Annotated in this window: 23 protein-coding genes; 2 read left to right on the forward strand and 21 right to left on the reverse strand. The window is 63.2% G+C overall.

The genetic code is table 11. The features are described 5' to 3' along the window. Positions 1-9 precede the first annotated feature (9 nt). From NMA58_RS00090 to NMA58_RS00145, 12 genes are all read right to left on the reverse strand, one after another. Positions 10-1,155: a hemolysin family protein gene (locus NMA58_RS00090; RefSeq protein ID WP_085776718.1), complete on the reverse strand. Its 1,146-nt coding sequence runs from the start codon at positions 1,153-1,155 to the stop codon at positions 10-12. Further along, complete coding sequence (gene ybeY, locus NMA58_RS00095; RefSeq protein ID WP_097599452.1) at positions 1,152-1,667, reverse strand: rRNA maturation RNase YbeY; 516 nt, start codon at positions 1,665-1,667, stop codon at positions 1,152-1,154. The genes NMA58_RS00090 and ybeY overlap by 4 nt, the downstream gene beginning before the upstream one ends. Next, the gene (locus NMA58_RS00100; RefSeq protein WP_085776720.1) at positions 1,667-2,719 is read right to left on the reverse strand and encodes a PhoH family protein; all 1,053 of its coding nucleotides are present in this window, start codon (positions 2,717-2,719) and stop codon (positions 1,667-1,669) included. The genes ybeY and NMA58_RS00100 overlap by 1 nt, the downstream gene beginning before the upstream one ends. Before the next feature lie 18 nt (positions 2,720-2,737). After that, positions 2,738-4,147 carry a tRNA (N6-isopentenyl adenosine(37)-C2)-methylthiotransferase MiaB gene (gene miaB, locus NMA58_RS00105; protein ID WP_183700525.1) on the reverse strand — a complete coding sequence of 470 codons (1,410 nt, stop codon included), beginning with the start codon at positions 4,145-4,147 and terminating at the stop codon, positions 2,738-2,740. Between the two features lie 48 nt (positions 4,148-4,195). Next, on the reverse strand, positions 4,196-4,993 hold the full coding sequence (locus tag NMA58_RS00110; protein ID WP_434711919.1) for a lysophospholipid acyltransferase family protein: 798 nt from the start codon (positions 4,991-4,993) through the stop codon (positions 4,196-4,198). Between the two features lie 27 nt (positions 4,994-5,020). Then, positions 5,021-5,449 carry a Fur family transcriptional regulator gene (locus tag NMA58_RS00115; protein ID WP_085776722.1) on the reverse strand — a complete coding sequence of 143 codons (429 nt, stop codon included), beginning with the start codon at positions 5,447-5,449 and terminating at the stop codon, positions 5,021-5,023. A gap of 82 nt (positions 5,450-5,531) precedes the next feature. Further along, on the reverse strand, positions 5,532-6,026 hold the full coding sequence (locus NMA58_RS00120; protein ID WP_434711920.1) for a GNAT family N-acetyltransferase: 495 nt from the start codon (positions 6,024-6,026) through the stop codon (positions 5,532-5,534). Position 6,027: 1 nt separating this feature from the next. After that, positions 6,028-6,690, reverse strand: coding sequence for a tRNA (adenosine(37)-N6)-threonylcarbamoyltransferase complex dimerization subunit type 1 TsaB (gene tsaB / locus NMA58_RS00125; protein ID WP_434711921.1), 663 nt, complete (start codon positions 6,688-6,690; stop codon positions 6,028-6,030). A gap of 89 nt (positions 6,691-6,779) precedes the next feature. Further along, positions 6,780-7,346, reverse strand: a complete 567-nt coding sequence (locus NMA58_RS00130; protein WP_064693562.1) for a NifU family protein — start codon at positions 7,344-7,346, stop codon at positions 6,780-6,782. Between the two features lie 109 nt (positions 7,347-7,455). Continuing rightward, positions 7,456-7,947, reverse strand: coding sequence for a universal stress protein (locus NMA58_RS00135; RefSeq protein WP_011423764.1), 492 nt, complete (start codon positions 7,945-7,947; stop codon positions 7,456-7,458). Positions 7,948-8,048: 101 nt separating this feature from the next. Continuing rightward, positions 8,049-9,113, reverse strand: coding sequence for a tryptophan--tRNA ligase (trpS, locus tag NMA58_RS00140; protein WP_097599448.1), 1,065 nt, complete (start codon positions 9,111-9,113; stop codon positions 8,049-8,051). Between the two features lie 87 nt (positions 9,114-9,200). Beyond that, on the reverse strand, positions 9,201-9,608 hold the full coding sequence (locus NMA58_RS00145; RefSeq protein WP_434711922.1) for a VOC family protein: 408 nt from the start codon (positions 9,606-9,608) through the stop codon (positions 9,201-9,203). Between the two features lie 187 nt (positions 9,609-9,795). On the opposite strand from NMA58_RS00145, the gene NMA58_RS00150 reads away from it, so the two are divergent. Continuing rightward, on the forward strand, positions 9,796-10,224 hold the full coding sequence (locus NMA58_RS00150) for a YcbK family protein (RefSeq protein ID WP_085776727.1): 429 nt from the start codon (positions 9,796-9,798) through the stop codon (positions 10,222-10,224). A gap of 213 nt (positions 10,225-10,437) precedes the next feature. On the opposite strand, the gene murJ is transcribed toward NMA58_RS00150, so the two are convergent. From murJ to mutS, 4 genes are all read right to left on the reverse strand, one after another. Then, on the reverse strand, positions 10,438-12,024 hold the full coding sequence (gene murJ, locus NMA58_RS00155) for a murein biosynthesis integral membrane protein MurJ (protein ID WP_434711923.1): 1,587 nt from the start codon (positions 12,022-12,024) through the stop codon (positions 10,438-10,440). Between the two features lie 10 nt (positions 12,025-12,034). Further along, positions 12,035-14,938: a [protein-PII] uridylyltransferase gene (locus NMA58_RS00160; protein WP_434711924.1), complete on the reverse strand. Its 2,904-nt coding sequence runs from the start codon at positions 14,936-14,938 to the stop codon at positions 12,035-12,037. A 130-nt stretch (positions 14,939-15,068) separates the two neighbouring features. After that, positions 15,069-15,344 carry a hypothetical protein gene (locus NMA58_RS00165; RefSeq protein WP_064800449.1) on the reverse strand — a complete coding sequence of 92 codons (276 nt, stop codon included), beginning with the start codon at positions 15,342-15,344 and terminating at the stop codon, positions 15,069-15,071. Positions 15,345-15,355: 11 nt separating this feature from the next. Further along, positions 15,356-18,082 carry a DNA mismatch repair protein MutS gene (gene mutS / locus NMA58_RS00170; protein ID WP_434711925.1) on the reverse strand — a complete coding sequence of 909 codons (2,727 nt, stop codon included), beginning with the start codon at positions 18,080-18,082 and terminating at the stop codon, positions 15,356-15,358. 112 nt (positions 18,083-18,194) lie between these two features. Between mutS and NMA58_RS00175 the strand changes: the two genes are divergently transcribed. Beyond that, the gene (locus tag NMA58_RS00175; protein WP_434711926.1) at positions 18,195-20,477 is read left to right on the forward strand and encodes an NADP-dependent malic enzyme; all 2,283 of its coding nucleotides are present in this window, start codon (positions 18,195-18,197) and stop codon (positions 20,475-20,477) included. A 223-nt stretch (positions 20,478-20,700) separates the two neighbouring features. On the opposite strand, the gene NMA58_RS00180 is transcribed toward NMA58_RS00175, so the two are convergent. From NMA58_RS00180 to NMA58_RS00200, 5 genes are all read right to left on the reverse strand, one after another. Continuing rightward, positions 20,701-21,576: a GNAT family N-acetyltransferase gene (locus NMA58_RS00180; protein WP_434711927.1), complete on the reverse strand. Its 876-nt coding sequence runs from the start codon at positions 21,574-21,576 to the stop codon at positions 20,701-20,703. A 110-nt stretch (positions 21,577-21,686) separates the two neighbouring features. Beyond that, complete coding sequence (locus NMA58_RS00185) at positions 21,687-23,969, reverse strand: ATP-binding response regulator (RefSeq protein WP_434711928.1); 2,283 nt, start codon at positions 23,967-23,969, stop codon at positions 21,687-21,689. A 55-nt stretch (positions 23,970-24,024) separates the two neighbouring features. Further along, on the reverse strand, positions 24,025-24,528 hold the full coding sequence (gene lspA / locus NMA58_RS00190; protein ID WP_064800454.1) for a signal peptidase II: 504 nt from the start codon (positions 24,526-24,528) through the stop codon (positions 24,025-24,027). Next, positions 24,525-25,385, reverse strand: coding sequence for a TrmH family RNA methyltransferase (locus NMA58_RS00195; RefSeq protein ID WP_434711929.1), 861 nt, complete (start codon positions 25,383-25,385; stop codon positions 24,525-24,527). Before NMA58_RS00195 ends, lspA begins: the two co-directional genes overlap by 4 nt. After that, positions 25,382-26,476, reverse strand: coding sequence for a class I SAM-dependent methyltransferase (locus tag NMA58_RS00200; protein ID WP_434711930.1), 1,095 nt, complete (start codon positions 26,474-26,476; stop codon positions 25,382-25,384). The genes NMA58_RS00195 and NMA58_RS00200 overlap by 4 nt, the downstream gene beginning before the upstream one ends. Positions 26,477-26,537 lie beyond the last annotated feature (61 nt).

A 26,537-nucleotide genomic window follows, 5' to 3' on the forward strand; every position in this document is an offset into this window, starting at 1 on the left:
TACTGATGCCTAGTTCGTGGTCGATTCGGCCGGCCGGTCGTCGCCGGTCTCGGATCCGGGCGTGATGTCGCCAGCCTCCTTGGCGCGGCGGCGGATCGCGTGGCGCTTGCGGGTGATGCGCAGCCGCTTGATGCGGCGCGGATCTGCGTCAAGAATATGGAATTCGAAGTTCGGCAGGGCCTGGACGACTTCGCCGCGAACGGGGATGCGGCCGAGCGCGGAGAAGATCAGCCCGCCCAGCGTGTCAACCTCGTCGACCTGTTCGCTGATGTCGAAATCCGGTCCGATCGCTTCAGCGATCTCTTCCAGCTCGACACGGGCGTCGGCGACGAAGACGTCTTCGGCGACGCGCTTGAACATCACCTCTTCGTCGTCATGTTCGTCGTCGATGTCGCCGACCACCATTTCGACGATGTCCTCGTGCGAGGCGAGACCGTCGGTGCCGCCATACTCGTCGATGACGAGCGCCATCTGCGTACGGTTCACCTGCATTCTGCGCAAGAGGTCGGAGGCCAGCATCGACGGCGGCACGAACAGGATCTTGCGGATGATGCCGGCCTCGGCGAGCGTCTTCTGCAGGTCGACCCGGGCAAGATCGAAATTCGGCTTGCTCGAGCGCGGCGGCTTCTGGATGTTCTCCGGCGCGACTTCGATCGCCGGGGCTGCAGCGGCCGGCTTTGCCGGGCCACGGCGCTTGTTGCGCGCCTGCTTGGCGACGTAGGAGAGCAGGTCGCGGATATGCACCATGCCGCGTGGGTCATCGAGCGTATCGGCATAAACAGGCATGCGCGAGCGGCCGGATTCCTCGAAAAGGATCATCAGCTCGCCGATGGTGATATTTTGGTCCACCGCCTCGATATCGGCGCGCGGCACCATCACGTCGGCGACGCGCACCTCGCGAAAGCGCAGGATATTGTGCAGCATCGCCCGTTCATCGGGCGAAAAAGCGTCGTCGCCGGCCGCATCGGTCATCAGCGCATCTGCAAGATCCTCGCGCAGTCGCGAGCCCTGCTGCGGGCGGAGAATGCGGGCGGCGCGCGACCAGAAGGATTGGGATCGGCCGGATGGCCGACTACTACTGCCCACCTCATCCGAAGAAGAGGATGGCTCGGAGTCCTTGGCGTCTGCCGCCGGCTTCGTCGTAAAGTCGCTCATGGTTCCATTTTAAGGTCTTGACCCTCGTAGGGATCAGATAGGCCGAGCTGCGCCAAAATGCGAGTCTCCAGCCCCTCCATAATTTCGGCTTCGGCATTATTCATATGGTCGTAGCCGAGAAGATGCAAGAAACCGTGCACCAGAAGATGGGTCAGGTGGTCGTCAAAACTCTTCTCGAGTTCCTGGGCTTCCCGCTCCACCGTCTCCCGGGCGATGATGATGTCGCCGAGCATCGGCCCGGGCAGCTTGCCGCGCTCAACCGGAAAGGCCGGGAAGGAAAGGACATTGGTCGGCTTGTCCTTGCCGCGCCATTCGGCATTGATGTCCTGGATTGAGGCATCGTCGGTAAAGACCAGTGAAACTTCAGGCGGCATCTTCGGGAAGGGCTGCTTCTCATTGTCGCGAAGATAGACCGCGGCGGCCCCGAGCACACGCTCGCAAAAAACCAGCAGCGTTTCCTCGCCGGGCCAGCCGATATTCTCGATGCTGATCTGGATATCGAGTTCAGCCATCAGTCCTGCCGACCGACGTCTTCGGCTTCGACAAGATAGGTGGCGTCATAGGCTCTGACGATGCGCCCGACCAGCGGATGGCGCACGACGTCGGTGTCCTTGAAGCGCACGATCGAGATGCCCTCAACGCCGTTCAGCAGCTCCAGGGCCTCGACGAGACCGGATTTGACGCCCCGCGGCAGGTCGATCTGGCTAGGGTCGCCGGTGACGATCATGCGGGCATTTTCGCCGAGACGCGTCAGGAACATCTTCATCTGCATCGACGTCGTATTCTGCGCTTCGTCGAGGATGATGGCGGCGTTGGCGAGCGTGCGGCCGCGCATGAAGGCGAGCGGCGCAATTTCAATGACGCCGGCGGTGATGGCCCGATCGACCTTGTCGGCCGGGATCATATCGTAGAGCGCGTCATAGAGCGGGCGAAGATAGGGGTCGACCTTTTCCTTCATGTCGCCGGGCAGGAAGCCGAGGCGCTCGCCGGCCTCGACGGCCGGGCGCGACAGGATGATCTTTTCGACCGCGCCGCGCTCCAGCATCTGGGCGGCATGGGCGACGGCGAGATAGGTCTTGCCGGTGCCGGCCGGGCCGACGCCGAAGACGAGCTCGGCGCGCTCCAGCGCCCTGATATAGGCGTCCTGCGTCGGCGTGCGGGCGATGATCGTCTTCTTGCGCGTCGAAATCTGCGCCATTGTCAGCTTGGCCTTGCGCTCCATGGTGGGAAGGCTGAGCTGATCGTCGGCGGCGACCGCCATGCGGATTGCGCCCTCGACGTCGGATCGTTCCACGCTGCCGCCTTTCTGAAGCTTTTCATAGAGATAATCGAGCGTGCGCCGCGCCTGATTGGTGGTCACGACATCGCCCGATATGACGACGGAATTGCCGCGTGCCCGCGCATCGATATTCAGCCGCTCCTCGAGCAGCTTTAGATGCTGGTCGAACTGCCCGAAGAGTTCGCTGGCGAACCGATTATTCTCGAACGTCAGGACGAAGTGATTGGTGTCGCTCGGCGTGCGGGGGTGGCGCGGTGAAGAAGAAACCAATTCTTGTCCGTTCAAGCGGTCGGGCTCCTTGGGTTAGACCGTAGCCTCTGCGCGTTCGGCAAACAGGCTGTTCGTTCCGGTTCCGGTGATTCGCACTTTGATAATGTCACCGATTTGCGATGCTTTTGCATCAACATTCACGGATTGAAGCCAGGGAGAACGTCCGATCAGCTGACCCGGCATGCGGCCGGGCTTTTCGAGCAGTAGATCGATCTCCTTGCCGATGCAGGATTCGGCAAATTCCTGCTGCTGCTTCAAAAGAAGCACTTGCAGGCGTTCCAGCCGTTCTGCCTTGATCTCTTCCGGCACCTGGTCCTTCAGTTCCGCGCCGGGCGTGCCCGGCCGAGTCGAGTATTTGAACGAGAAGGCCTGCGCATAGCGCACTTCCTCCACAAGTCTGAGTGTATCCTCAAAATCCTTGTCTGTCTCCCCCGGAAAACCGGTGATGAAATCGCCCGATAGCGCGATGTCCTGACGCACGGCGCGGATGCGCTCGATCAGACTGAGATATTCGGCCGCCGTATGACGGCGGTTCATCGCCTTCAGGATTCGGTCGGAGCCCGATTGCACCGGCAGGTGCAGGTAGGGCATCAGCGCCCGGAGGTCGCGATGCGCCTCGATCAGCCGGTCGTCCATGTCGCGGGGATGGCTTGTGGTATAACGCAGCCGCGCCAGGCCGGGGATCTCGGCAAGCCGGTAGAGCAGGTCGCCGAGGCTCCATGCCTCGCCACGCGGTCCGGCGCCATGCCAGGCATTGACGTTCTGGCCGAGCAGGGTGATTTCGCGCACTCCGGCTTCGACGAGCTTTTCGGCCTCCTCGACGATCTGCGAGACCGGCCGCGATACTTCCGAGCCGCGCGTATAAGGCACGACGCAGAATGTGCAGAACTTGTCGCAGCCCTCCTGCACCGTCAGGAAGGCGGTGACGCCGCGGGCGCGGATCTTGCGGCTCTCGGCAATCGGCAGATGCTCGAACTTGTCCTCGATCGCATATTCCGTATCGACGACGCGCTGGCCCTCTTTGGCCCGGCGCAGCGCCTCCGGCAGGCGGTGATAAGTCTGCGGCCCGATGACGACGTCGACAGCCGGCGCCCGGCGCAGGATCTCCTCACCTTCGGCCTGGGCGACGCAGCCGGTTACGCCGATCATCATCTCCCGGCCGTCGGCTGCCTTCTTCTTTTTCATCTCGCGCAGCCGTCCGAGCGCCGAATAGACCTTCTCGGCCGCCTTCTCCCTGATATGACAGGTGTTGAGCAGAACGAGATCCGCCTGTTCCATGTCTTCGGTCGGTTCGTAGCCGTCGCGGGCAAGCGCATCGCTCATGCGCATGGAATCATAGACGTTCATCTGGCAGCCATAGGTCTTGATGAAGACCTTGCGGCTGTTGCTGCCGTCACGGAGAGAAACCTCCGGGGCCTGAAGAAGGGCGTTATCCTGTGTCATGGCGCGCTATTTAGTGGTTTTTGCCGTCCGAGAAAAGAGACTCTCGGCTCACCCGACATTGCGCCCGCGCAGGCTTGTGTTGAGAAGGCTGCGGATGCGCGAGGCGATCGTCGCGCTCACCTCTTTGCGATTGCTGTCGGCGCGGTATTCCACCGCCTCGCCGAAGGAAACTTCCGCGTCGATGGCGCCGCATCTGAGGATGTCGATCAGATGCGGCAGGAGCTCGATATCCCCCGGCCAGGCAGCGAGCGGCCGGTGGTAGCGCCCCATCGGAATGCCATGCACTCTGGTATAGGCGACGGCCACCGGCTGCACCACGACGGTTCCCGTCGGCGAATAAGGCACCGCCATCGCGGCAGCGCCAAACAGCGACGACTTGACCTCAAGCAACCGGTTGCCGTCCGAGGTCGTGCCCTCCGGAAAAAGCACGACGATTTCCCCGTCGGCCATGCGCCCGGCGATCTCATTTGCCTGATGGCCGGTCTTGCGCCTTTCCTCGCGCACGACGAACACGCTCTTCTGCAGCTTGGCGAGCGTGCCGAAGATCGGCCAGTCTCTGACCTCGATCTTGGCAATGAAAGCGACGTCGGCGACGGCCGACATGACCATGATGTCAAGCCAGGACGAATGGTTGGAGCAGAGCATCAGCGGTCGGCGGTCTTCCAGCCTGCCCGTCACCCGGACGCGGATGCCGAGACAATAACAGATGATACGGTGCCAGACGCGCGGAAGTCTGCGGCGCAGCCGCCAGTCGAAACGCAGGGCCAACAGCTGCAGCGGCATGAGCACGATGCTGACGGCAAGGATGACGACCGCAGCGAAGGCAATGCGCAGCCAGGCGATCAAATGCGGTACTCCCGGGCGGCCATCGCTTCAGAGATCTTCCTTCTTCAACGGAATGCCGTAGAGCTCCAGGCGGTGGTCGACCAGCTGGAAGCCGTGCTCGCGGGCGATGCGCTCCTGCAGCGCCTCGATCTCAGGTGAACGGAATTCGATGACCGTGCCGGTCTTCAGGTCGATGAGATGGTCATGATGCTCTTCCGGCACCGTTTCGTAGCGCGAGCGCCCGTCGCGGAAATCGTGGCGGGCGATGATGCCGGCATCCTCGAACAGCTTGACGGTGCGATAGACCGTGGAGATCGAAATTTTCGCGTCGACCTTCACAGAACGGCGGTAAAGCTCTTCGACGTCGGGATGGTCTTCGGATTCTTCGAGGATGCGCGCGATCACGCGGCGCTGCTCGGTCATGCGCATGCCGCGTTCGGCGCAAAGCTCCTCGAGGGTCTTGGCTACGTCGGTCATGGCCCGCCTTCAAAAGTAATCGCGTTTCCACAATGCCTGCACGGCGTTTGCGCCGGTCCGCATGTCCTGCTCTGCCAGGGAACTATCGAAGAACGCGCTTCATGACAAGCGCCGTGGAAGGGGCGCCGTTTTCCTGCTTGTAGTAGCCCTGGCGCTCGCCGACCTTTTCAAAACCGAGCTTGCGGTAGAGGCCGAGTGCTGCCGTATTGCCGCTGTCGACCTCAAGAAAGATGCTCTCGCCGCCACGCGCCCGCGCCTCGCGCATCGCCGCCTGCATCAGCCGCCAGCCCAGTCCGGCACGGGCGGCTTTCGCCTGCACGGCAATCGTCAGGATCTCGGCTTCGCCGGCGACTTGGCGGGCAAGGATAAAGCCGGGAAGCGGCTTTTTCAGGATGGCGTTGGTCTGGCGCGCGACGAAGCCGAAAACAGTCTCCTGCGACAGCAGGCTGTGGAATTCGCCGTCGCCCCAGGGCTGGGCGAAACGCTCGCCATGCAGGACGGCGACGTCGCGGCAATCCTCGCGCTCCATGGCGATGATTTCGAATTCCGGCTTCAGCGTCAGATAGGCTTCCAGCATGTCACACTCGTCGCGCAATCGCATATCCGGCCTGCGGCTTGGCATCCGGTCCGCGCAGATAAAGGGGCTTGGGCTTTCCGGCGTCGGCAGGGGCCGCAGCCCCCAGACGCGCGACAATCGAAATCGGAAAGACGTTGGGGTGGTCGCCACCGGCGCCGGCCTTCAGGAGCGGCGTTGCCGAACCGGTGATTTCACCATCGAAGCCGGCGGCGAAAGTCTGGGCCTCGGCAACGCTTGCCGCCCGCGGCTGATCCAGCGGGGAACCATCGGCGGCGAAGGACTGGAGATAGATTTCGTCCCGCTTGGCGTCCATCGCCGCCAGCACGGCACGGCCGGGCGTCCTCGCACGCTGGGCTGATGCCATCACCTCGAGCGTGGTGACGCCGACGACGGGCACATTGAGGGAAAGCGCAAAACCCCGGGCTGCGGCAACGCCGACGCGGATGCCGGTAAACGAGCCGGGGCCGATGGTGACGGCAAGGCGGTCGACGTCAGAAAGTGTGACACCCGCCTGATCCAGCGCGCGATCGACGATCCCGATCAGATGTTCAGCATGCCCCTTGCCGATCATGTCCGATGCCTCCCCCAGCACCGTATTCCTGCCGCTGTCATAAACGGCGGCAGCGCAATCCACACCTGCCGTGTCGAGCGCCAGAACGATCATGCCATCAATTTCCGAATAAACTGTTTGTCGCCTAACCATAGACCCTCCGGCCGAACCTGAGATGAACGGCCGGAGCGAATTCGAAATTCTTAAGCGGCAATCACTTCCTGCACTTCGGGAACGAAATGGCGCAGCAGGTTCTGGACGCCGTGCTTCAGCGTCGCCGTCGAAGACGGGCAGCCGGAGCAGGAGCCTTTCATGTTCAGATAGACCTTGCCGTCCTTGAAGCCGCGGAAGGTGATGTCGCCGCCGTCCTGGGCGACAGCCGGACGCACGCGGGTCTCCAGAAGCTCCTTGATGGTCAGCACGATCGACTCGTCGCCTTCATCAAAGAACTCGTCGCCGGCATCGGCATCTTCGGAAAGGATGGAAGCATCACCCATGACCGGCTTGCCGGACATGAAATGCTCCATGATCGAGCCAAGGATAGCCGGCTTAAGATGCTGCCATTCGGCGTTGTCCTTGGAGACGGAAATGAAATCATAGCCGAAATAGACTCCCGTGACGCCAGGAATTTCGAACAGGCGGGCGGCGAGCGGCGAGGCTTCAGCCTCTTCGGCGCTGCGGAATTCGGCGGTGCCGTTTTCCATGACAACCTTGCCCGGCAGGAACTTCTGTGTGGCGGGGTTCGGCGTGGCTTCGGTCTGAATGAACATCTGGCTCTCCATGTGACAGGCTCGAGACCTCGGCCGTCTTTAGAATTCTTCCAAAGAAGATAAGCCCATTGCCTGACCTAATCAAGAGACTTGTACTCAAGAAATAGGCTCAGCAGAGGGCGTCGATTTCCTCGTTGGTCAGCGTATCCGGCAGGACAGTGACCGGGATCGGAAACGCCGCCGCGCGTCCGGCGACCGACGAAACCAGTGGTCCGGGACCTTCCTTTGCCGAGCCGGCGGCAAGAACGAGGATCGCCACATCGCGGTCTTCTTCGATCACGGCGTTGATCTGCTCGGCGGCACTGCCTTCCCGGATGACGACCTCAGGCTCGATGCCGATCGTCTCGCGCACGATCTGGGCGATCTTGGCAACCGTTGCCTCGGCTTCCTCGCGCGCCTCGGCCCGCATGATCTCCTCGACGCCGAGCCATTGCTGGAAATCGCCGTTGGGGATCACATAGAGCAGCACCAGGCCGCCATTGGAATTCTTCGCGCGCCGGCCGGCATAATGAACGGCGCGCTGGCATTCGGGTGTCCCGTCGATCACTGCCATGAATTTGCGGCGGTGACCTTCGAGCCGTGAGAGTCGCTTCGATACCATGGGGCGGACTCTGACACCCGAAGCGGAAAAATTGCAAGCGCAGTTTTTGGCGCCTCTGCCTCTGGGGATTCCCTTGTTCCCCGAAGGACAGGGGCGTTGTCTCAGTACAGGAAGCCGATGACGTCGCGCACCTGCTTCATCGTCACTTCGGCGCGCTCCCTGGCGCGTTCGCCGCCCTTGCGCAGGATCGCGTCGATATGGCTGGTATCGTCCATCAGCCGGCGCATCTCGCCGGTGATCGGCGCCAGCACATGGATGGCGAGATCGACCAGCGCCGGCTTGAAGACCGAGAATTGCTGGCCGCCGAATTCGGTAAGCACCTCGGCCTTCGATTTGTCGGCCAGCGCGGCATAGATCGCCACCAGATTGTCGGCTTCCGGACGGCCCTGCAGCCCGTCGACCTCGCTCGGCAAACCGTCCGGATCGGTCTTGGCCTTGCGGATCTTCTTGGAGATCGCCTCTTCGTCGTCCATCAGATTGATGCGCGAGAGGTCGGAGGGATCGGATTTCGACATTTTCTTGGTGCCGTCGCGAAGCGACATGACGCGCGGCGCCGGTCCGCCGATCAGCGGTTCGACCATCGGGAAATAGGCATGCACCGGCTCGTCGCCGACGGTGATGTCGATGCCGTAGCCGCTCTTGCGAATATGCTCGGCATAATCGAGGTTGAACTTCATGGCGATGTCGCGGGCAAGCTCCAGATGCTGCTTCTGGTCCTCGCCCACGGGCACATGGGTGGCGCGGTAGACGAGGATGTCGGCCGCCATCAGGCTCGGATAGGCGTAGAGACCGAGCGAAGCCTGCTCGCGGTCCTTGCCGGCCTTGTCCTTGAACTGCGTCATGCGGTTCATCCAGCCGATGCGCGCGACACAGTTGAAGATCCAGGCAAGTTCCGCATGCTGCGGCACGGCCGACTGATTGAAGACGATGTGCTTTTCCGGATCGATGCCGGCGGCGATGAAGGCAGCGGCGATCGAGCGCGTCTGGCTCGGCATGTCCTCGTGCACCAGCTGGGCGGTGAGTGCATGCATGTCGACGACGCAGTAGATGCAGTCATTGCCTTCCTGCAGCGCCACGAAGCGGCGGATCGCACCGAGATAGTTGCCGAGATGCAGATTGCCGGTCGGCTGCACGCCGGAGAATACGAGTTTTTGGAATTCGCTCATGTCGTCCTCAATAGGCTGGTGGAGGGCCCCAGGGCTGTTCGCCCATGTTGCTAACGCCGCGGCTTATGCACGGGCAACCCGTCGCAATCAAGTGGTTCGGGCTGCGGCATGCTGGATCAGGTCGAAGGTATTGCCGTAAGGATCCGTAAAGATGGCGACCGTGCCGTAGACCTCATGCCTGGGCTCCTCCAGAAAGCGCACTCCGGCGCCGAGCATCGCGGCATAATCGCGGGCGAAATCGTCGGTCTTCAGGAAGAAGCCGACGCGGCCACCCGTCTGGTTGCCGATCGCCGCGCGCTGCGTCTGGTTTGCCGCCTGCGCCAGCAGAAAGGCTGCGCCATCCCCGCCTTTCGGCTTCACGACCACCCAGCGTTTGCCCTCCGGCTGGGGCTCGTCCTGAAGGCAATCGAAACCGAGGGTGCCGCAATAGAAGCCTTTGGCGCGGTCGTAATCGTCAACGACGAGCGTGACGAGAAAAAGAGACTGGACAGTCATGTGATCTCCCATGTTTGGATGTTTATTCCATCTAGAACGCGAAGGATGCTCATTTTTAAGCCGAATTGATCAGCGTCCTTAGTTCAAATTGAGTATAAAATTTCACAGAAAAGCTTTTATTGAACTGAAAATCCTCTCCGCACACTGGCGGCCCGTCAGTCGCCAGGCCAACCGCCCGGAGGGGACCATGCAGAACACCCGTTTGCTCGTCATGGCAGGCCTTTTCGCCCTACAATCCGCAACCGACGCCGTCGGTCAAGACAGCAAGAGACCGGCCGTTCATCTTCCCAAGCATGAGACGCGACTCGCCTATGCGGTTCAGACCGTCAGCGTGCGCGCCGGCTGTTTTCCAGAGCGCCTGCGAGCGATCCTCTCGCATATCGCCGCAAAGACCGGACGCCGCCCGATCGTTACCTCCGGCCTCCGGCCACATCCCCGCCGTCATGGCTCCCTGCATGGAAAATGCCTGGCGGCCGATATCCGGGTGCCGGGCCTCTCGGAACGAACCATCATTGCTGCCGCCAAGACAGCTCCAGGCATCGGCGGCATCGGCAGCTACTGCAACGGCATCATTCATGTCGATGTCGGCCCGCAACGGCGATGGGTCGATTGCTAAGCGAGAGAGCAAGGTTTGCGAGGGGTGTGCCACGGCGGTCAGGTTTGCGCCGGCTACTTTTGCCCCTCACCCTAACCCTCTCCCCGTAAACGGGGCGAGGGGACGTGCCTACGAGAGGCCTGAGAGAGGCGCGGCGGCGCGGCAAGTCCCTTCTCCCCGTCAGAACGGGGAGAAGGTGGCGGCAGCCGGATGAGGGGCTTTCTCGGCAATCAACTAGCTTTGTGCATCCTTCGCCGGCACCGGCTTGCGGTTCAGGTTGCGCCGAATCATGCCGAGGTCGGCTCCGCCGATCAGGAAGGCGGCGGCGAAATAGATGAGCATTGCGATTGCGATCAGCAGCCCCAGCGTACCGACCTTGGTCAGAAGCGGCGCGCCGGAGGCGAGCCACGGCGCCCAATATTGCTTGAGGAAGACGATTGCCGCGCCCATGACGGCCGAGGCGACGATCAGCAGGGCGGCGCGTTTTGCCAGCGCCCATTCCCAGGTCAGATGGCCGCGGCGCAAAAGCGTGGTGAACAGCAAAAGCGTGCTGATCCAGCCGGCGGTGGCTTCGGCGACGGCGATGCCGGGCGCGCCCATAAAGGGGAACAGGGTCAGCGCCGTCGCGCAGTTGGTCCCCACTGCGATCGCCGAGAAGCGCATCGGCGTCTTGGTGTCCTCGCGGGCATAAAAGCCCGGCTGCAGCGCCTTGATCAACACAAACGCGGGCAGGCCGATGCCGTAGATCGCCAGGATCGAGCCGACGACGGCGGTGTTTTCCTGATGAAAGGCGCCACGTTCGTAGAGCACCCGGATGATTTCGTCGGAGAGTATCCAGAGCGCGAAAGCGGCGGGGATGGTCAGGAACAGCACGAATTCGATCGAGCGGTTCTGCAGGTTTGCCGCTTCGCGCAGCGCCCCGCCCTTCAGCGCCCGGGCAAGCTCCGGCAGCAGCACCACGCCGACGGCGACGCCGACGACGCCGAGCGGCAGCTGATAGATGCGGTCGGCATACTGCAGCGCGGCGATCGCGCCGTCGCGGGAGGAGGCGATCGCCTGGCCGATCAACTGGTTGATCTGAGTGATGCCGCCTGTCACGGCGGCGGGCACCGCAAGGATCAGCAGCCGCTTGACATTCGCAGTCATCTTCGGGAAGCGCAGGCCGATGCTCATGCCGGCTGCCAGCACGCCGACATAGACGACGGCGAGTTGCAGCACGCCGGCGGCAAGAACGCCCCAGGAGAGATACCAGGCCGTCGCGAGCGGATCGGCGCCGGTATAGAGCGAATAAAACAGCGCTCCGATCATCACCATGTTGAGGAAGACGGGGGCGACGGCGGCGGCGAAGAAATGATGCAGCGAATTCAGCATGCCGCTCATCATCGCCGTCAGCGACATGCACATCAGATAGGGAAACATCACGGCCGCCATGCGGATCGTGATCGAGAATTTCTCGGCATCGTCGGCAAAGCCCGGCGCGATGATGAAGCGCACCAAGAGCGGCATGGCAAGCTCCATCACGATGGTGATGAGGAGCAGCACCGAAAACAACACGCCGAAGACTTCTTCCGAAAAGCGCTTGGCGCCATCCGTGCCGTTCGCCTCGATCTCCTTGGCAAAGAGCGGCACGAAGGCGGCGTTGAAGGCGCCTTCGGCAAACAGCCGGCGGAAGAGGTTCGGAAAACGGAAGGCGGCGTAGAAGACGTCGGCCATCGGCCCGGTGCCGAGCGCCGCTGCCATCAGCGTTTCACGGGCGAAGCCGAAGATGCGGCTGCCGAGAGTGGCGCCGCCGACGGTCGCGAATTTCTTGACGAGGCTCATGCTTTGGGGCTCATGCGGGGGAATCGGCTTTCTTTTCGGCTGCAGGCGATGTTCGGGTGGCGGCGGGCGCGATGATGCCGGAGGGCATGCGCTCGCGCAGCTCGTCCTGCTCCTCCGCCATCACGGCCTTCATGCGGGCGGTGATATTGGCGCGCTTGCTGTCGCCCGATATCTTCTGACCCACGAGGTCGGTGACGTAGAAGGTGTCGATTACCTTCTCGCCGAAGGTGGTGATGCGCGCCGACTGGATATCGAGCGACAGATCGGAGAGCACGGCAGTGATCTCCGACAGCAGGCCCGGCCGGTCGAGGCATTCGACCTCGATGACCGTGAACTTGTTCGACAGGCTGTTGGTAATGTTGACCGAAGGCGGAATGTCGAAAGCCTTGCTTTTCTTGCGGTTACGCGTGCGCGTGGCGATAACCTCGGGCAGGCGCTTGCGGCCGGACAGCACGTTCTCGATCATCCGCCCGATCGTGCCGGCGCGGCGCAGTTCGTCGGCATCATCGGCAAATTCGCGGCTGACATGGATCGTATCGAGCGCCCGTCCGTCCGAGGTCGTGAAGATCTGCGCGTCGACGATGTTGGCGCCGGCCGCAGCACAGGCGCCGGCAATGACGGCGAGCAGCCGGGGGTGGTCGGGCGACAGCACGGTGATCTCAGTGATGGCGTGGAAACTGTCGGTGCGCACCATCGTGGCTAGCGCTTGGCCCGCCTTGTCGGCCTGGCGGATGAAATCGGCGTGGCGGAGCTGGTCTTCCAACGGCACCGAGAGCAGGTATGGCTGGTAATGCAGCTTGGTATAGGTGTTGCGGTCCTTCTGGCTCCAGTCGGATAGGGCGCCGCGCAACGCCTCGGCGGCGGCGTGGGCCCGCTCCTTGCGGGACACCTCCGAAAAGCCGCCGGCCAGCAGCAGCTCGGTCTCGTAATAGAGCGTGCGCAGAAGCTGGCCCTTCCAGCCGTTCCAGACGCCCGGGCCCACGGCGCGAATGTCGCAGATCGTCAGGATCAGAAGCATCTTCAGCCGGTCGAGCGACTGTACGCGGTCGGCAAAATCGATAATGGTCTTGCGATCGGTGAGGTCGCGGGTCTGCGCCACCATCGACATCGTCAGATGTTCCTCGATCAGCCAGACCACGAGTTCCGTCTGCTTCTGCGAGAGGCCGAAGCGGGCGCAGAGCTTGCGGGCGACGCGGGCGCCGGCAATCGAATGATCCTCCTGGCGGCCCTTAGCGATGTCATGGAGGAGAACGGCGAGATAGAGCGCCTCGCGGTCCTCGATTCCCGAGATCAGCTTGTTGGCGAGCGGATGCAGGTCCTCCGCTCGTGAATTGTCGATCTCCGAGAGAACTTCGACGGTGCGGATCAGATGCTCATCGACCGTATAATGATGATACATATTGAACTGCATCATCGCGACGATCTTGCCGAAATCGGGGATGAAACGGCCAAGCACGCCGGCCTCGTTCATCCGGCGCAGGATCAGCGCAGGGTCACGTTTCGACGTCAGGATCGACATGAAGAGACGGTTCGCCTCGTCGTTTTCCCTTAAGCTGTTGTCGATCAGGGCGAGTGAGCGGGTGACGCGTTTCAGCGCATCCGGATGGAATTCCAGCCCGGTGATGTCGGCGACGTGGAAGAGCCTGAGGATGCTGACCGGATCGCGCTTGAAGACATCGGCGTCGGCAAGAGCGATGCGGCCGCGGTCTTCGACGAATTCTACGCTGCCGGCAATCTTGCGGGTGCGATGGGTAAAGCGACTGATGACGCCGGTGAGACCCGGGATCGACTTCGCCTGCTGGTCTTCGAGTGCGGCGCACAGAATGCGCGTGAGATCGCCGACATCCTTGGCCACGAGGAAATAGTGTTTCATGAAGCGCTCGACCGCCGAAAGGCCAGGGCGGGTGTGATAGCCGAATGCCTCGGCGATCTCGCGCTGAATGTCGAAGGACAGACGTTCCTCGGCCTTGCCCGTCAGGAAGTGCATATGGCAGCGCACCGCCCAGAGAAAATCGTCGGCTTTCTCAAGCAGGCGATATTCGTGTTTCGACAAGACGCCGAGCTTGATCAGCTCCGCCTGGTCGCGCACGTGGTAGTAATATTTCGAGATCCAGAACAGCGTGTGCAGGTCGCGAAGCCCGCCCTTGCCTTCCTTGACGTTCGGCTCGACGAGGTAACGCGTGTCGCCCGCCTTGCGGTGGCGCTCGTCGCGTTCTGCTAGTTTGGCGGCGATGAATTCAGGCCCGGTCCCGGTGACGATCTCCTTGTCGAAACGGGCTTCGAGATCGGTTTCCAGCCGCTGCAGGCCGCAAATATAACGCATCTCGAGGATCGCGGTACGGATCGTCATGTCCGACTTGGAAAGCGCGATGCATTCCTCCACCGTGCGGGTGGCGTGGCCGACCTTGAAGCCCATGTCCCAGAGCACGTAGAGCATGAATTCGACCGCCTTGTGCGTCTCCTCCGCCGGCCGGGGCGGGAAGAGGAAGAGCAGGTCGATATCGGAGCCCGGCGCCAGCGTGTCGCGGCCATAGCCGCCGACGGCGGTGACCGCGAATTTGCCCTTCTGCAGCGGAAAGATATGGGTGGTGGCGAAATTATAGAGGACGGTGATGATCTGGTCCTGCAGCCAGGAGATCCGATAGGCGCAATTGAGACCGCTGCCGTCGGCGGCAAGGGCTGCGCGCGCCTTCTGCCGGCCGTCCGTGCTCGCCTTTTTCAGCGCCGCGAGAAGATCGGCGCGCATGATGTCGGGTCGGTTCCGATTGGCTTCGGCAACGGCGTCGCACTGCTTCTGCAGGAGTTCGGCGTCGAGGATCTCCGAGAAATCGAGGTTGCGCGTTGCGCTTACAGGGGTCGTTTCCTGTTCATGCCGGGCTGCCTGATCGGGACTTGCCTCACGTTTCGTCTGCATGCGCTATAACCTCTTTGCCCGGCGATTGACACGGGCCTTCATACTGCAAGAACCTTTAAATTTGGCGAAATGGTGTTGCCATGCTGCGATGCGGGACGCTTTGCCGCAAGCGGCGGCTTTCCGTAAAGCCTTAGTCTGCGACCTGCGCATGCAGCGAATACAGCACCTGCCGGGTCTCGCGCTGGATCTCCTCGAGCGTCGCCCTGTCGCACTCGCGGTAGCCCGCCTTGGCGATCGACGTTCCGAGTTCGGATATCATAGCGCAGGAGCGCGTGATTTTCAGCAGGCCGATCGGCGATGTCCAGCCGCGCGCGTTGCGGTCTTTGTCGGCGCGCCGCATCGTGTCGAGCATGGAGCAGATGAGCGAGAGGCGCTCGGTTTCGCGAACCAGCTTCTCCATGAACATGGACTGCGCTCCTATTTCAACTTTTTCTTGAGATCGTAAAGCGCATCCAGCGCCTCGCGCGGCGTCATGTCGTCGAGGATCATCGCCTTCAGCGCCTCTTCGACCTTGGAGGGGCCGCGGGCCGTGTCCTCACGGCGCACCGCCACCTGGAAGAGCGGCAGATCGTCGATCAGCTGGCTCGCCGGGTTCTTGCGGTCGGCATCTTCGAGACGGGTGAGCACGTCGCGGGCCCGCGCCACGACCGAGGCCGGAAGCCCGGCGAGGCGGGCGACCTGGATGCCGTAGGAACGGTCGGCCGCACCCGGCCCGACCTCGTGGAGAAAGATGACATCGCCGTCCCATTCCTTGACGCGCATCGTGGCGTTCGATAGCCGGCCAAGCTTTTCCGACAGCACGGTCAGCTCGTGGAAATGCGTGGCGAAGAGGCCGCGGCAGCGATTGGCCTCATGCAGGTGCTCGACGGCCGCCCAGGCGATCGACAGACCGTCGAAGGTGGCGGTGCCGCGGCCGATTTCGTCGAGGATGACGAGGGAGCGGTCGCTCGCCTGGTTGAGAATGGCAGCCGTTTCCACCATCTCGACCATGAAGGTGGAGCGTCCGCGCGCCAGATCGTCGGAGGCGCCGACGCGCGAGAACAGACGGTCGACGACGCCGATATGGGCCGATGTCGCCGGCACGAAGGAGCCCATCTGCGCCAGGATCGCGATCAAGGCGTTCTGGCGCAGGAAGGTCGATTTGCCGCCCATGTTCGGGCCGGTCAGCAGCCAGATCGCCCCATCCTTGTCGCCGGTCTTCGGCGACAGATCGCAATTGTTGGCGACGAAGGGGCCGCCCGCCTGCCGGCGCAGCGCCTGCTCGACGACCGGATGGCGCCCGCCTTCGATTGCAAACATCTTCGAGCCGTCGACCTGCGGCCGGCAATAGGCCTGCTCTTCGGCAAGCAGCGCCAGTCCTGCGGCGACGTCGATCACCGCAAGCGCCCTGGCGCCCGCCTTGATCTTCTCGGCTTCAGCAACGACGGCCGCCGTCATTCTGTCGAAGGCCTCGAGTTCGATCGTCAGCGCCCGATCGGCGGCATTGGCGATGCGGCTTTCGAGATCGGCAAGTTCGGTCGTGGTGAAGCGCATGGCGCTCGCCATCGTCTGGCGGTGGATGAAGCGAGCCTTCGCTTCGGCCGTGTCCGTCATCGGGGCGGCATTGCCGGCGGTCACCTCGATGAAATAGCCGAGGATATTGTTGTGCTTGATTTTCAGCGACCGGATGCCGGTCTCCTCGGCATATTGCAGCTGCAGCCCGGCGATGACGCGGCGCGACTGGTCGCGCAGCGCCCGGACCTCGTCGAGCTCGGCGCTCGCGCCATCGCGCAGGAAGCCGCCGTCGCGCTTCAACAGCGGCAATTCATCGGCGAGCGTCTCGGCAAGCAGTCTTTCGAGGTTGGCGGGTAGGGCTTTCAGGCCGGCCAGCGCCTCGCCGAGTTCTTCGGGCAGCATCGCCTTTGCCAGCATCCCGGCAAGTTCGGTTGCTGCTTGAAGCCCCTGGCGGATCGCCGAGAGATCGCGCGGCCCGCCGCGGTCGAGCGCCAGGCGCGAGAGCGCGCGGGGCATATCGGGCACATGTTTCAGCGTGTCGCGCAAATGGCCGCAGAGCGAAGGCTCGTCGATCAGAAAGCCGATCGAATCGAGCCGCGCATTGATGCGGGCAGGATCGGTGAGCGGCGACATCAGCCGTTCGGCGAGGAGCCGCGCGCCGCCGCCGGTGACGGTGCGGTCGATCGCCTTCAGGAGCGAGCCGTTGCGGTCGCCCGACAGCGTGCGGGCGAGTTCCAGATTGGCGCGCGTGGCAGGATCGATGAAGAGCGTCGATGCCGCACTTTCCCGCTCCGGCTGGCCAAGCGGCGGCCGCTCGGCGATCTGCGTCTTCTCGACATATGCGACGGCGGCTGCGGCCGCCGCCAGCTCGGCGCGCGAGAAGCTGCCGAAGCCGTCAAGCGTCGAGACGCCGAAATAGCGTGCGATCCGGCCTTCGGCGCTGGCGCTGTCGAAGAGCACGGAAGGCTGTGGCACCGCCGTGCGGCCAAGCACGTCGAAGACCGGCTTGAGCTCGGCATCGTGGAAGATCGTGTCGGGCAGAATCAATTCGCGCGGATCGATGCGCAGTATATCGGCAAGCAGCCGCGAGGCTTCCGTCTCGGCAAGCCGGAAGACGCCTGTGGAAATATCGATCCAGGCGAGCGCCAGCTGCGGCTCGGCGCCGCCGCGGATGCGGGCAAGCGCCATCAGATAGTTGGATTCCGAGGGTGAAAGCAGCTTCTCCTCGGTGATCGTGCCGGGCGTGACGAGGCGGATCACGTCACGCTTGACGACCGATTTGCCACCGCGTTTTTTCGCTTCGGCCGGATCCTCGATCTGTTCGCAGACGGCCACCCGGAAGCCGAGCGAAATCAGCTTCTGCAGATAGTCGTCGGCCGCATGCACGGGCACGCCGCACATCGGGATATCCTGGCCCATGTGCTGGCCGCGCTTCGTCAGCGTGATGCCGAGCGCGCGGGAGGCTTCCAGCGCATCCTCGAAGAAGAGCTCGTAGAAGTCGCCCATGCGATAGAACAGCAGCGAACCCGGATTGTTCGCCTTGATCTCGATATATTGCTCCATCATCGGCGTCGCGGAGGCGCGGCTTTCCGCCGTGGCGAGCTCGGCAGCCGAAAAGGCTTCATTCCCAATGTCTATTCGTGCGTTCACGGAGGCGCAGTTTTTCCCAAAAAACAGGTGCCAACCCTATCCGCGCGCCGCTATAGATGACAACTGCATTTGAGGAAGAGCGAAGCGTCGCCCACAGGACGTTGGAGGATTTATGCCCGATATTGATAAGAAGGACCGGCCGGTGACCTCGGTGACCGATCAGGAGGCGCTCGATTTTCACGCCATGGGCCGCCCCGGCAAGCTGGAGATCAACCCGACCAAGCCGATGGCGACGCAGCGCGACCTCTCGCTTGCCTATTCCCCGGGTGTCGCCGTTCCGGTCAAGGCGATCGCCGCCGATCCGCAGACCGCCTATGACTATACGGCGCGCGGCAACATGGTCGCCGTCATATCAAACGGCACTGCCATTCTCGGTCTTGGCAATCTCGGTGCGCTTGCCTCCAAGCCGGTCATGGAGGGCAAGTCGGTGCTCTTCAAGCGCTTCGCCGACGTCGATTCCATCGACCTCGAAATCGACACGGAAAATGTCGACGAGTTCATCAACTGCGTCCGCTTCCTGGGCCCCTCCTTCGGCGGCATCAATCTTGAGGATATCAAGGCGCCGGACTGCTTTGTGATCGAGAGCCGGCTGCGCGAGCTGATGGACATTCCGGTCTTCCATGACGACCAGCACGGCACGGCGATCATCGCCGCCGCCGGCCTGATCAACGCGCTGGAACTGACCGGCCGCGACCTGAAGACGACGAAGCTCGTCTGCAATGGCGCCGGCGCTGCGGCGATCGCCTGCGTCGAACTCATCAAGGCGATGGGCTTTGCGCCCGAAAATATCATCCTCTGCGATACCAAGGGCGTCATCTACCAGGGCCGCACCGAGGGCATGAATCAGTGGAAATCCGCGCATGCGGCAAAAACCGACGCGCGCACGCTCGAAGAGGCGATGAACGGCGCCGATGTGATTTTCGGCCTGTCGCAGAAAGGCGCCTTCTCGGCCGCGATGATCCGTTCGATGGCCGACCGGCCGATCATCTTCGCCATGGCCAATCCCGATCCCGAGATAACCCCCGAGGAGGTCGCCCGCATCCGCGACGACGCCATCATGGCAACGGGCCGCTCGGACTACCCCAACCAGGTCAACAACGTTCTCGGCTTTCCCTATATCTTCCGCGGCGCCCTCGATGTGCGCGCCTCCACGATCAACGACGCGATGAAGATCGCCGCCGTCAAGGCGCTGGCAAACCTTGCCCGTGAGGACGTGCCGGATGACGTGGTCGCCGCCTACCAGGGCAACCGGCCGCGTTTCGGGCCCCAATATATTATTCCCGTTCCCTTCGACCCGCGCCTGATCTCGGCAATTCCGGTGGCGGTCGCGGAGGCCGCGATCGAAAGCGGCGTCGCCCGCAAAATCATCACCGACATGGCGGGTTACGCTCGGGAGCTTTCGGCGCGCCGCGATCCGATCGCCTCGACGCTTGCCAGCCTCTACGAACGTGTCCGCCGCCGCCCGAAGCGGATCGTCTTTGCCGAGGCCGAGGAAGAACAGGTGCTGCGCGCCGCCATGTCCTACGCCAACCAGCAGCTCGGCACCGCCATCCTGCTCGGCCGCGAGGATCTGATCCGGGCGACGGCGGAGCGCGCCGGCATCGACCTCAACCGGCCCGGCTTCGAAATCGTCAATGCCCGCATCTCCACCCGGGTCGAAGCCTATATCGATTACCTCTATGCCCGGCTGCAGCGGAGCGGTTACCTCCACCGCGATGCCCAGCGCCTGATCCACAACGACCGTAACCACTTCGCTGCCACCATGGTGGCGCTCGGCGACGCCGACGGCATGGTGACGGGCATCACCCGCAACTATTCCACCGCGCTCGAAGATGTGCGCCGCTGCATCGACGAGAAGCCCGGCCACCGCGTCATCGGCGTGTCGCTGGCGCTCTGCCGCGGCCGCACGGTCTTCGTCGCCGATACGGCGGTGCATGACATGCCGACGGCCGAAGAACTTGCCGATATCGCCGAAGAAGCTGCCGGTCTCGCACGGCGCATGGGGTATCAGCCGCGCGTCGCCATGCTGGCCTATTCCACCTTCGGCCATCCCTCCGGTGAGCGCTCCGAGCGGGTGCGCGAAGCGGTCAAGATCCTCGACCGGCGCCGTGTCGATTTCGAATATGACGGCGAGATGGCGGCCGATGTGGCGCTGAACCGCAAGGTGATGGAGCAATATCCCTTCTGCCGGCTCTCCGGTCCCGCCAACGTCCTCGTCATGCCGGCCTTCCACTCGGCCTCGATCTCGACCAAGATGCTGCAGGAACTCGGTGGCTCCACGGTCATCGGCCCGATCCTCGTCGGCCTCGACAAGCCGGTGCAGATCACCTCGATGGGCGCCAAGGACAGCGACATCGTCAACATGGCGGCGATCGCCGCCTATGGCGGGTCATAAGGCCATCTGCCTGCACAGCGAGATATTCAGTGATCAGGGAGATCGGCGAGTCAGCCCCTCATCCGCCTGCCGGCTCCTTCTCCCCGCTTGCGGGGCGAAGGGATATGCCGCGACCTCTCCGCCTCATCCACGGCTCGTGCGGCAAGTCCCCTCTCCCCGTCAGAACGGGGAGAGGGTTAGGGTGAGGGGCAGCACTGGCAATCTCTGCTTCGCCTGACTGCAATCAGCTTGCGAAGCGACCGGCGTCGGCGCCGTAGTAGTTCAGGTAGCGGTCGGAAATGCTGGAGATCGGCAGCACGATCAGCACGTCGGTCGTGTTGAAGGCATGATCGATGACGGCGCTGGAGCCGACCATCGCGCCGAGTCTGAGGTAGCCCTTGATCAGCGGCGGCAAGGCCATCAGCGCCCGCTTCGGGTTGACGGCCTCGGCCGGCATCAGATCCATGTTGCGGGCGAGGTGCGGCAGTGCGCCGATGGCCCATTCGTCCTTCGCCAGCACATTGTGGTAGAGGAAGGACAGCGCCAGTGCGTGGCTTTCGAGATAGACGCCGGGGAACGAGGCGCAGCCGAACATGGCGCTCATGCCGTGCTTCAATGCATAAGCCCAATTGCCCTGCCACAGAAGCTCGACGGTGCGTTTGGTTCGGTATTCCGGCAGCACACAGGAGCGTCCGAGTTCCATGAAACGCTTGTCCGGATGCCTGGCGAGGAGGCTCTCGATTTCGAATTCGGAAGCCGAGTAAAAACCGCCATTGGCGATCGCGACATCCTGGCGCAGCAGCCGGTAGGTGCCGACTATCTGGTCTTCCGCATCACCCTCGAGCGAGCGGTCGAGAACGAGAAGATGGTCGCAGAAAGCGTCATAGGCATCGAAATCGCGTTCGCGCCGCATGGCTTCCGGCGGCAGTTGCGCCTTCATTTCTTCGACGAAGACGCGGTAGCGCACGGCCTGGGCCGCATCGATCTCGCGTGCCGTGCGGGCAAGGCGGGTTTCGAGATTACCGATCCGGCCGAGGATGTCGCCGTCTTGCTGCGCAGCCGTCGACGGCCGTGCAGCCTCCGCGGTGACGTCACGATTCAGGATGTCGATGGAGGACATGGCGATTCTCCCGTTGCCGGCTTATCGACGCCATAAAACACTTCTGTGCGACAGGAAAGTGACATATTGAATTTCCCGGCGCAAGCAGCCTGCGCAGTCAATCCAGCGACCTACCGCGCCTCTGCCCGGCGGGCGGAAAGCGCGGCGACCGCCTGAACTTCCGTCAGCAGCCGCACCGGGTCGACCGGCTTTACCATGACGCGGTTGGCGCCATTGAGCAAGACTTGGCGGCGCGACTCGTCGCTCTTGTCGGCGGTGAGCACGATCACCGGCACCGGGTCAAGATCGAGCCGCCTTTCGTGGCCGCGCAGCCGCCCCAGCATGTCGATGCCGTTGCCGCCGGGCATCGACAGATCGCTGATGATGATCTCGGGCCGGGCGTTCGCCTCGCCGAGGGCGCAATCGAGGAGTGTCTCGAAATCCTGGACATGGTGCACCTTGTGTCCGCCCTTTTCGAGCATGACGCGCACCAGCATCGCATTGATCGGATCGTCCTCTCCGAGCAGGATGCGCAGCCCGTGTGCGGCAACCACGGTCTCGGTCATCGGCAGGCCGAAACCCGGTTGGTTGTCGTTCAGCGCGTCGCGCTTCTCCATGCCGCGCATGCGCCCGCGCAGCACATCGATCAGCGACTGTTCGCGCAGCGGCCGGATGAGCCAGGCATCGAACAGGTCAAGCGGATGGGCGCTGCGCTCTTCGGGATTGACGAGCAGGACCTTGCGCAGGCCAAGGGCAGCGATTTCGGCGCGATCGGCGAGATGCGCTGAAAATTCCGCCGACATGCGATGATCGACGATAATATCGGTCGGCCGGCGGCTGCCGCTTGCCATTCCGAGCAGCTTCGCGCGCGCAGCCTCGCCGCTGTCGACAAGATGGCAGGTGCCGCCGAGCACGGTGATCGTTTCGGCAATGGCGGAGCGGGCCGCCCCTGCCGGCGCCAGCAGCACGACGCTGTTGCCGGCAAGCAGCGTGTTTCGCCGTTCGGAGCGCTCGCTGTCGAGTTCAATCGGGAAGCGTATGGTGAATGTGCTGCCTTTGCCCTTTTCGCTGGTGACCGTCAAGGCGCCGTCGAATTCGCGCATGATGCGGGCGGAGATGGCAAGGCCGAGCCCGGTGCCGCCGCTCTTGTCGGCAACGTTTCCACCTTGTTCGAACTCGCCGAAGACGCGCGCCAGCTCCTCCGCCGTCATGCCCGGACCCGTGTCGGTGACGGTAATCAGCAGGTTGCCGGCATCGAGCGATACGCGGATGAAAACGCCGCCGGCCTGCGTGAATTTGACAGCATTGCCGATTACGTTGAACAGAACCTGGCGCAGCCGCGCCGCATCGAAGCTCATTTTCTCCGGAACGTCTGACGACACGGTGGCGCCGATCTCGATCCCCTTTTCATGCGCCCGGTGGGCGAGCATTTCGACGACGCTTTCCAGAAGCTTCCGCAGCGATTCCGAGCGCGGGTGAAGCTCGAAACGGCCGACTTCGATGGTGGAAAAATCGAGCAGATCCTCGACAAGCTGCGTCAAGGCGTGGCCGGATTGGCGGATGTTGGCGAGATAATTCTGCTGTTCCTGCGTCAGCCGCGTTTCCGCAAGCAGGTGCGTCATGCCGAGAATGCCGGAAAGCGGCGTGCGCACCTCGTGGCTTACGGTTGCAAGCAATCGGGATTTCGCGGCGCTGTTATACTCGGCTTTCTGGCGGGCCGACTCGCGGCTCTGCGCGACGAGCCGCTCCTCCGTCACATCACGGGCAACACTCTGCAGCAGCAGGTGGCCGCTGCCCGGATCGCGGGTGACCACGTCGCGCCACAGGAAAATACGCTGGCCTTCCGGCGTCGATATCTCGACGTCGTAGCAGTGCGGGATCGGGCCGGGGCGGAAGGCAATCCCGATCTCTTCGCAGGTCCGCCCTTCCGGGTGCAGCCGGCCGGTCAGACGGCGAAAGGTGTCGTTGGCCGAGATGATGCGACGATCCATGGCGCGGGTGAGGGTGATGTCGCCGAGCACGTCATGCACCTCGGCGAAGAGCTTCGCGCCATCATCGCCGTTCGGAGCGGATCGACCGGCGGGCTGCCTGCTTCTCTGCCGGCGTACCATCAGCACGGCGTAACAGGCGATGACGGCAAGGCCGAGAGCAACGAGACCGCCCGAAAGGAGCAGCGGCTCGCCGGCATGGGCGAGCAGCGTCAGGATCATGGCGGCCAGAAAGCCGGCGCCGCTCAGCCAGTAAAACAGCAGGCGCCGCGTCGCCGCAGGCCCTGATAGGGGAGCAGCCCCCGTGCGCGCTGTCGATGCGCCGGCACGCGGAGAGGGTTCCTCCGTCCGCTCCTGATGCGGCTTGACGGCGGTTCCGCCGAAGGCGGCGGACAATCTTTCCTGCAACTGTCCCAGGCTCTGCATGGTATCTGGATAACATGAGGCTTGTTCCGAATGCCTTCAGGAATTCGATAAGATTTTAGCGGCCGGCCTTTTTCGGCAGCAGCAGTTCCTCGAGGATCACGCATCCGGCGCCGATGGTGATGAAACTGTCGGCGAGATTGAACACGGCGAAAGACCAGCTTTCGGTGTAGAAGAGGATGTAGTCGATCACATGTCCGTAGGCGAAGCGATCCACAAGATTGCCGATCGCGCCTGCAATGATCAGCGCGTAGCCGAGATGCGCGAGCCAGCGGTCTTTTGCCGTGCGGTACCACAGCCAGATCACGAAGGCGACGATAACGAGCCGCATGCCGACGATGAACCAGCCGTCCATACCCTCCAGCATCGAAAAGGCGACGCCGAGATTATAGGTGCGGTAGAGCGCCAGCATCGGAATGACGGGCACGGCTTCCTGCAGCGGCAGGTAATGATCGACGGCGACCTTGACGACTTGGTCGATCAGAACGGCGAAGAGGATGAAGAAGAGGATCGGCGCCGGCCGCGAAAACAGCGCGGGGCGTGCATGCGTCGGTTCGGTCATTTGCCCTCGGTAAGTGAGAGGAGATGGCGGCGCGCCTCGAAAAGCATGACGGCGGTGGCAACGGCGAGGTTGAGAGAGTCGGCGCGGCCCTGCTGCGGAATGCGGACAAGCGCATCGGCTTCCCGGGCGAGCTGGTCCGGCAGGCCGGATTGTTCGTTGCCCATCAGGAGGACCGTGGGCTTTTTCCGGTAGTCGATCGTGCGATAATCGACCGCGCCGGCCAGATGGGTGGCGACGATGGAAACGCCGGCCGACTTCCGCCAGGCCAGGAACTCCTCCGGCGTCGTTCGCGCGACCGGAACGGCGAAGACCGAGCCCATGGTTGCCCGCACGGTCTCCAGCGAGAAGGGATCGGTCGTCTCGCCGATGAGAATGATGCCGGCCGCGCCCGCGGCATCGGCGGTGCGGATGATGGTGCCGAGATTGCCCGGATCGCGCACGCGGTCCAGCGCCACCCACGTCTCACCCTCCTGCGGCCGGATGCCCTTGAGCGGCGTCCAGCGCTGCTCGAAGATGCCGACGACCATTTGCGGGTTGTCGCGCCGGGTGATCGAGGCAATGACCTTTTCGCTGACTTCGAGCACCAGCCCGCCCGAGGCGACGGTCCTTGCCGCCATCTGCTCGACCAGCGGCTTACCCTTGGCGGCCTTCGCATAGACCAGCGTGCGGATCGTCCAGCCGAGCTCGATCGCATCGATAACGAGCTTCAGCCCTTCGGCGAGGAAAGTCCCGCTTTCCTCCCGCGACTTCTTGTTCGTCAGCGCCTTGATATCCTTGATGATCGGATTGGCCAGCGAGGTGACTTCCTTCACCTGCCCGACCCTGCGCGGCCCCTGATCGTGGAAGTCCTTGCTCATTGCGGCACCCAGCGGGAAAAGAGGGATGTGGAAAGCGCGCGGCCTGGCGTTTTGCCGTCGAGACCTGCCTCGCGGATTACCAGCTCGCCGGATTCGACCGCGCCGCCGGCGCCGCGCATCGTTTCGCGCATCAGTTCGTGGATCGAATAGAAGCTGGCGCGGATCGAATAGGCCGTCAGCACCAGGCCGACTGCCCTCGGGGAGAGGATTTCGCGGCAGACATCGAGCATCAGCGGCAGATGCTCGAAGAGATGCCAGACTTCGCCGTTGGGGCCGCGGCCGAATTTCGGCGGGTCCGTCAGGATGATGTCGTATTGGCTGCCGCGGCGTTCCTCGCGCAGGATGAATTTCATCGCATCCTCGCAGATCCAGCGGATCGGCAGCTTCTCCATGCGCCCGAGCGCCTGGTTCTCGCGCGCCCAGCCGATCGCCTTCTTCGACGCGTCGACATGGGTGACCTCGGCGCCGGCAGCGGCGGCGACCAGCGACGCGACACCGGTATAACCGAAGAGGTTCAGCACTTTCAGCGGTCGGCCGGCCTTTTCGACAGCCTCCTTCATCCAGCTCCAATGGACGATCTGCTCGGGAAAGACACCGACGTGACGGAACGAGGTGAAGCGGCCGAGGAAATCGACGCCGAGCAGGTTGAGCGGCCAGGTTTCGCCGAGCGCCTCCCTCGGGAAGCGCCAGCGGCCGGTGCCTTCCTCGTCGGTATCGCCGGTGAACACGGCATCCACCTTCTCCCAGATCTGCGGCGCCAGCGAAGGCCGCCACAGCGCCTGAGCTTCCGGGCGGATGATGCGGTAGGGGCCATATTGCTCCAGCTTCTGGCCGTCGCCGCTGTCGATCAGGTGGAAATCGCCGGCGCCGAGCGATTCGAGAATGACCGGCACGCGCTCCGCCGGCCGATCGCCGCTGCGCGTCATAAGCGGGCGCGAAACCGCGGCCGGCGCAGTGTCGCGAACCGTATCGCGTGTGGCCGCGGGACGTGCCACGGGCTTCGGTGCTCGGCCGGCCCGATTGTCTCTGCGGCTTTCACCGGCGGGACCTGATGTTTTCTTCTGGCCCGGCCGGCGCTCTCTTTGTTTCAACGTGCTCTTCCGCGTCTCTGTCGTGGATATGTTTGAATTATGCAGTAGCCCAGAAAACCAG

The organism is Rhizobium sp. YTUHZ045, assembly GCF_051124255.1.
Lineage (GTDB): Bacteria > Pseudomonadota > Alphaproteobacteria > Rhizobiales > Rhizobiaceae > Rhizobium.

Bases quoted from the DNA above. Each gene is read 5' to 3' on its own strand.
- NMA58_RS00090 (WP_085776718.1), bottom strand. From the start codon at position 1,155: ATGAGCGACTTTACGACGAAGCCGGCGGCAGACGCCAAGGACTCCGAG.
- ybeY (WP_097599452.1), bottom strand. From the start codon at position 1,667: ATGGCTGAACTCGATATCCAGATCAGCATCGAGAATATCGGCTGGCCC.
- miaB (WP_183700525.1), bottom strand. From the start codon at position 4,147: ATGACACAGGATAACGCCCTTCTTCAGGCCCCGGAGGTTTCTCTCCGT.
- NMA58_RS00115 (WP_085776722.1), bottom strand. From the start codon at position 5,449: ATGACCGACGTAGCCAAGACCCTCGAGGAGCTTTGCGCCGAACGCGGC.
- NMA58_RS00120 (WP_434711920.1), bottom strand. From the start codon at position 6,026: ATGCTGGAAGCCTATCTGACGCTGAAGCCGGAATTCGAAATCATCGCC.
- tsaB (WP_434711921.1), bottom strand. From the start codon at position 6,690: ATGATCGTTCTGGCGCTCGACACGGCAGGTGTGGATTGCGCTGCCGCC.
- NMA58_RS00130 (WP_064693562.1), bottom strand. From the start codon at position 7,346: ATGTTCATTCAGACCGAAGCCACGCCGAACCCCGCCACACAGAAGTTC.
- NMA58_RS00135 (WP_011423764.1), bottom strand. From the start codon at position 7,947: ATGGTATCGAAGCGACTCTCACGGCTCGAAGGTCACCGCCGCAAATTC.
- trpS (WP_097599448.1), bottom strand. From the start codon at position 9,113: ATGAGCGAATTCCAAAAACTCGTATTCTCCGGCGTGCAGCCGACCGGC.
- NMA58_RS00145 (WP_434711922.1), bottom strand. From the start codon at position 9,608: ATGACTGTCCAGTCTCTTTTTCTCGTCACGCTCGTCGTTGACGATTAC.
- NMA58_RS00150 (WP_085776727.1), top strand. From the start codon at position 9,796: ATGCAGAACACCCGTTTGCTCGTCATGGCAGGCCTTTTCGCCCTACAA.
- murJ (WP_434711923.1), bottom strand. From the start codon at position 12,024: ATGAGCCTCGTCAAGAAATTCGCGACCGTCGGCGGCGCCACTCTCGGC.
- NMA58_RS00160 (WP_434711924.1), bottom strand. From the start codon at position 14,938: ATGCAGACGAAACGTGAGGCAAGTCCCGATCAGGCAGCCCGGCATGAA.
- NMA58_RS00165 (WP_064800449.1), bottom strand. From the start codon at position 15,344: ATGTTCATGGAGAAGCTGGTTCGCGAAACCGAGCGCCTCTCGCTCATC.
- NMA58_RS00175 (WP_434711926.1), top strand. From the start codon at position 18,195: ATGCCCGATATTGATAAGAAGGACCGGCCGGTGACCTCGGTGACCGAT.
- NMA58_RS00180 (WP_434711927.1), bottom strand. From the start codon at position 21,576: ATGTCCTCCATCGACATCCTGAATCGTGACGTCACCGCGGAGGCTGCA.
- NMA58_RS00185 (WP_434711928.1), bottom strand. From the start codon at position 23,969: ATGCAGAGCCTGGGACAGTTGCAGGAAAGATTGTCCGCCGCCTTCGGC.
- lspA (WP_064800454.1), bottom strand. From the start codon at position 24,528: ATGACCGAACCGACGCATGCACGCCCCGCGCTGTTTTCGCGGCCGGCG.
- NMA58_RS00195 (WP_434711929.1), bottom strand. From the start codon at position 25,385: ATGAGCAAGGACTTCCACGATCAGGGGCCGCGCAGGGTCGGGCAGGTG.